The sequence below is a fragment of the Halochromatium sp. genome (assembly GCF_046541315.1).
Lineage (GTDB): Bacteria > Pseudomonadota > Gammaproteobacteria > Chromatiales > Chromatiaceae > Lamprobacter.
The window spans coordinates 1-5,214 of sequence record NZ_JBKHDN010000195.1; the positions used below are offsets into that span (position 1 = coordinate 1).

The following is a 5,214-nucleotide window of genomic DNA, read 5'->3' on the forward strand; positions in this document are numbered from 1 at the left end:
TCCGCGCCGAGCGCCTGCTGCTGGTGAACTGCGGCAAGCACGAGGAATTCGACCGTAGCGCCTACGAGAAGGCGCTCAAGGCCGCGCTGGCGCGGCTCGATGCCGCGCGCCTCAGCAGCGCCCTCTGCGCCCTGACCGCGCTCGAGCCGAATGGCATGGAACTCGATCAATGCGTGCGCCACACGGTCCTGCTCGCCGCACAGAGCGCCTATCGCTACACCGAGACCAAACAGCCGGCCACCGAGGCGGCCGCTCCGCTCGCCGAACTCGATTGCTGGGTCGCGGACGACGCGCACATCGAAGCCGCCGAGCGCGGCGCCGCGCAGGGACTCGCCATCGCCAAGGGCGTCGAACTCGCGCGCGATCTCGGCAATCTACCCGGCAATCTCTGCACGCCCAGCTATCTCGCCGAGCGGGCCGTCGGCGTCGGCGAGCACTCCGACAGGCTCAAGGTCGACGTCCTCGACGAGGACGCCATGGCCGAACTCGGCATGGGCGCCCTGCTCTCGGTCAGCCGTGGCAGTCGAGAGCCCGCCAAGCTGATCCTCATGCACTACCGCGGGGGCAGCGACGAGGACAAGCCGATCGTGCTGGTCGGCAAGGGGCTGACCTTCGATGCCGGCGGCATCTCGATCAAGCCCGCCGAGGCGATGGACGAGATGAAGTACGACATGTGCGGCGGCGCCGGCGTGATCGGCGCGATGCGCACGCTCTGCGCGCTGGAACTGCCCCTCAACGTCATCGGCGTGGTCCCGGCCTCGGAGAACCTGCCCGACGGCGCCGCCAACAAACCGGGCGACATCGTCACCAGCCTCTCCGGGCAGACCATCGAGATCCTCAACACCGACGCCGAGGGCCGGCTGATCCTCTGCGACGCGCTGACCTACGTCGAGCGCTTCGACCCGGCGCTGGTGATCGACCTGGCCACCCTCACCGGCGCCTGCATCGTCGGCCTTGGCCGCCATCCCTCCGGGTTGTTCACCAACGACGAGGCCCTCGCCGAAGCCATCATCCAGGCCGGCGAGACCAGCGCCGACCGTGTCTGGCGCCTACCGCTGTGGGACGATTACCAGCAACAGCTCGACAGCAACTTCGCCGACATGGCCAACGTCGGTGGCCGCGACGGTGGCGCCATCACCGCCGCCTGCTTCCTCTCGCGCTACACCAAGGCCTACAGCTGGGCGCATCTGGACATCGCCGGCACCGCCTGGCTCACCGGCAAGGAGAAGGGCGCGACCGGGCGGCCGGTGCCCTTGCTCAGCCAGTTCTTGCTCGATCGCGCCGAGAGGAATGCCTGAGCCGTTGGCCCATTGAGGCGCCGCGTGGAACACCGAGCAGTGGTCTGCCCTGCCACGACCAGGCGCTGCGGCGGCCGGGGCTATTGATAGGCAAGCCGTCAACCAGAGAGGGCGACGGGCCCGAGCCCGCAACCTTGGTCGCCAATCATGACCAGAGTCGATTTCTACATCCTCAAGGACACCAGCCGCGACGATCGCTTCGGGCTCACCTGTCGCCTCATCGAGCGCATCCACAAGCGCGCGGCCGACGGCGCCACGCCGCCGCGCGTGCTCATCTACTGTCCGGACGCGCGCCAGGCGCGCTACCTCGACCGGCTGCTATGGAGCTTCCGCGAGGACAGCTTCCTGCCGCACGGGCTGGTCGGCGAGACCGATGCCGCCCTAACCCCGATCCTGATCAGCAGCGACGGCGAGCCGGAAGCGGAGCGCCAGGTGCTGATCAACCTCAGCCCCAGCCCCGAGCCGCCGGCCTTTCACCGCCGCTTCGAGCGCCTCTGCGAACCGCTCGACCATGACCCCGAGATCCGCCAAGCGGGGCGCAAACGCTACCTCTTCTACCGCGATGGCGGCCATCCGCTGGCGCACCATCAGGTTGGCTGAGAGGCGGTTGGGGCTCAATCCTCGCGGAAGGCGACGCTGATCCGATCGCTGATCGGGCGCATCAGATATTCGAAGAAGGTCCGCTCGCCGGTCTTGATCATCACCGTCGCCGGCATGCCCGGCAGCAGGTTCTTGTCCTCGAGTTGCTCAAGCGATTCCGGCGGCACTTGCACCCGCGCGAGAAAATAATCCTGATCGTTTTTCGGGTCGGTCATCCGATCGGCGGAGACGGTCATCACCTGCCCAAGCACCGTCGGCGTGGTACTGGCATTGAAGGCGGTAAAGCGGATATCGGCCTCGAGTCCCGGAAAGACCTGGTCGATATCCGTCGGCGACACGCGGGCCTCGATCAGCAGCGGCTCGTCGGCCGGGATCAGGTCGAGCACCTTATCGCCCGGGCGCAGCACGCCGCCGACGGTATGGGTTTGCAGGTCGACCACGGCGCCGCTCGCGGGGGCGCGCACCTCGGTGCGCTCGAGCCGGGCTTGCAAGGCGCGCAGGCGCTCCTCGCGGTCGCTGAGTTCGGTCTCGACCTCGCGCAGTTGCTCGACCACCTCGCTGACGAAGCGGCGTTTGATCTGCGCGATCTCGAGTTCGGTCTCGCCGATCTGCACGCGCGTCGAGGCGATGGTCGAGCGCCGCTCGGCCTGCTCGCCGAGCAGCTCGGCCTGTTGCCGCTCGATCTCGCGCAGACGGCCCTTGTCGCCGAGCTGGCGATCGAACAGGCTGGTCAGCGCGTCGATCTCCTCCTGATAGAGCTTGGTGCGGCGTTGGTTGGCCTCAAGCACATCCTCGATGCCAGCGATGCGCTCGCGCAGTTGCTCGATGCGTTGCTCGAGCACGCTGATCTCGCCCTCGCGCGCCTCGCGGCGGGCCTCGAACACGCGTTTCTGACCGGCGCGAGCCATCACCAGGCGCGGATCGTCCAGATCGACACCGCCAAACAGGCGGGTCGGGAAGACCGGCTCGTCAAGGCCGTCGCGCTCGGCGACCAAGCGCGCCTCCTCGGCCGCCAGGGCGATGAGCTGGCCGCGCTCCATCTCCAGTTGCGCGCGCGTCTCGCGATCGTCGAGGCGAATCAGTAAGTCGTCGGCCTCGACCTGATCGCCCTCGCGCACGAAGATCTCGGCGACGGTGCCGCCATCGAGGTGTTGCACGGTCTTGCGCGCGCCCTCCACGGTGACCACGCCTGGGGCCACGGCGGCGCTGTCGATCGGGGCCAGCGCGGCCCAGGTCAGGAAGCCGCCGAGCCCGATCACCAGGATCAGCAGGCCGAGCAGGCGCGCGCGTTTGTCGTTGGTGGGCACGGTGGGCGCTGGCGGCGCGGTCACGCGTGTCGAAGGGGCGATGATCTCCAAAGCGAGGGTTGCTCCCGCGAATGCTGTTGTGGATAAGGGTGCGAACGACCGAAGGCGCGCGGACCAGCGGCCAGCGCGCCCGGACCCGGACGAGGTTCAGGCGACACTCAGGCGGATGGGGTCCTCGCCGGCGTTGCAGACGGTGGCGCAGGTGGCGCAGGTGGCGCAGGTGGCGTGCCGGTGGTGCCGCGCAAGGCATTCGGCGGCGCTTGGCGCGGCACCGACTTCGGCCGCGCGAACTGCGCGAGCACCTCGTCGCGGGCGCCGAAGGCCTTGATCGTGCCCTCGCTGATGACCATCACCTTCTCGACCGCGTGCAGCACATTGGGGCGATGGGTGATCAGCAGCAGCGTGCTGCCGGCCTCTTTCAGCGCCATGATCGCGCTCACCAGGGCCGCTTCGCCCTGATCGTCGAGGTTCGAGTTGGGCTCGTCGAGCACCACCAGCACCGGCTGACCATAGAGCGCGCGCGCCAGCCCGATGCGCTGGCGCTGGCCGGCCGAGAGCACCATGCCGCCGGCGCCGATCTGGGTGTCGTAGCCCTCGGGCAGCTGTAGGATCATCTCGTGCACGCCAGCGCGCTGCGCGGCGTTGACCACCGCGCTGGGATCGACCTGACCGAAGCGGGCGATGTTCTCGTTCACCGAGCCCTCGACCAGTTCGACATCCTGCGGCAGATAGCCGATGTAGGGGCCGAGCGCCTCGCGGTTCCAGGTCGAGATATCGGCGCCATCGAGGCGCACGTAACCACTCATGGTCGGCCACACGCCGAGCACCACCCGCGCGAGGGTCGATTTCCCCGCCGCACTCGGGCCGATGATGCCGACGCTCTCGCCGGGGGCGATCTCCAGGCTGATGCGCCGCAACACCGGGACCCGCACCTGTGGCGGCGCGGCGATCACCTCTTCGAGCGTGAGCCGCCCGCGCGGTGCCGGCAGGCTCATGCCGAAGCTGCGCTCCGGCACCTCGGTGAGCAGCCCGCGCAGGCGCTCGTAAGCGCTACGCGCGCTGAGGAAGCCGCGCCAAGAGCCGATCAGCATATCCAGCGGCGCGAGCGCGCGGCCCATGAGGATGGAGCCCGCGATCATCATGCCGGGGGTGATGATATTCTGGATCGCCAGATAGGCGCCGACGCCAAGGATCAGCGACTGCAGCATGATGCGCAGCGCCTTGCTGGTGTTGGTCAGCGTGCCGGCGCGATCGCTGGCCTGGCTCTGCAACCGCAAGACCTCGTTATGGCGGCTCAGCCAGCGCCGATGCACATTGCCGAGCATGCCCATGGCCTCGATGGCCTCGCCATTGCGCAGATTGCCCTCGATGAAATTGGCATTGGCCACCGCCATCCGATTGGCCTCGCCGAGCGGGGGCTGCGTGCTCAGCTCGTTGGCCACCGCCAGCCCGATCAGGATCGCCGCGCCGGCGACCGCAACCCAGCCGATGAGCGGGTGCAGCAAGAACAGCACCGCCATGTAGACCGGCACCCAGGGCACATCGAAGAAGGCGAACAATCCGCGTCCGGTGAGGAACTGGCGCAACGTGGTCAGATCGTTGATCGGCTGCGAGCCGGTGCGCCGGCCCTGGCGCACGCCGGCCTCGAACATGGCCGAGAACAGACGCTCGTTCAGGTGCATGTCGAGCCGACTGCTGACCCGCACCAGGATGCGCGTGCGCACCATCTCGAGCGCGCCCATGATGGCATAGAGGCCGACCACCAGCAGCGTCAGCATCAGCAGCGTCTCCATGCTGCTGCTGGCGAGCACGCGGTCGTAGACCTGGAGCATGTACAGCGCCGGCGTCAACATCAGCAGGTTGATGAACATGCTGAAGAGGCCCGCGTAGATGAAGGAACCGCGACAGGTCTTGAGCGCGGCTTTGAGTTCGTCCTGCTGTTTGATGGGGGTCCGCACGGTGGGGTCTCCGTTCCGGTCGGTCTCGGTAATCCCTCATTGTACGTTGTT

Annotated in this window: 4 protein-coding genes; 2 read left to right on the forward strand and 2 right to left on the reverse strand. The window is 68.0% G+C overall.

Features of this window, described 5'->3' with window-relative positions; translation table 11 throughout:
• Both ACLFQI_RS11370 and ACLFQI_RS11375 read left to right on the forward strand, forming a co-directional pair.
• The coding region (locus tag ACLFQI_RS11370; protein WP_410759422.1) for a leucyl aminopeptidase at positions 1–1,298 on the forward strand (1,298 nt) is incomplete at its 5' end.
• Between the two features lie 147 nt (positions 1,299–1,445).
• Positions 1,446–1,898 (forward strand): DNA polymerase III subunit chi, encoded by a 453-nt coding sequence (locus ACLFQI_RS11375; RefSeq protein ID WP_410759423.1) that lies wholly within the window; start codon positions 1,446–1,448, stop codon positions 1,896–1,898.
• A gap of 14 nt (positions 1,899–1,912) precedes the next feature.
• Here the strand turns inward: ACLFQI_RS11375 and ACLFQI_RS11380 are convergent, their stop codons facing one another.
• Positions 1,913–3,256 (reverse strand): HlyD family type I secretion periplasmic adaptor subunit, encoded by a 1,344-nt coding sequence (locus tag ACLFQI_RS11380; protein WP_410759424.1) that lies wholly within the window; start codon positions 3,254–3,256, stop codon positions 1,913–1,915.
• Positions 3,257–3,363: 107 nt separating this feature from the next.
• Entirely contained in the window at positions 3,364–5,163 is a 1,800-nt protein-coding gene (locus ACLFQI_RS11385) for a type I secretion system permease/ATPase (protein ID WP_410759425.1), read from the reverse strand.
• Positions 5,164–5,214: the final 51 nt, after the last annotated feature.